This is a genomic window from Cobetia sp. SIMBA_158 (genome assembly GCF_046566945.1).
Lineage (GTDB): Bacteria > Pseudomonadota > Gammaproteobacteria > Pseudomonadales > Halomonadaceae > Cobetia > Cobetia amphilecti.
Window position 1 is genome coordinate 1 of the sequence record NZ_JAWJYL010000429.1, and the last position, 268, is coordinate 268.

At 36.2% G+C, this 268-nt stretch carries 1 protein-coding gene; it reads right to left on the bottom strand.

Features of this window, described 5'->3' with window-relative positions:
* On the bottom strand, nucleotides 1-268 hold a 268-nt coding region (locus R2R70_RS20570), incomplete at both ends, for a hypothetical protein (protein WP_410978989.1).

The following is a 268-nucleotide window of genomic DNA, read 5'->3' on the forward strand; positions in this document are numbered from 1 at the left end:
GTGTATTGGTAAGTATTAATTTTATCTTTTTCGAGACCGTCCGGAAGTTTATCAAAATGGCCATCCGGAAGGAGAATATTAAAGCTATTTACATTTAAGCCTTTGATTTCATCATAAAGTTCGTGAGGAGAGATTTTTAAATTAACAACCGACAATACACCATGTAATCCGTTATCAATTCCCAACTGAATAGCTTCCCGCACTTCATGATAAGAGCCTTTCCCGTTATGAAAAACACGATACTCGTCATGATATTTCTGAGGACCAT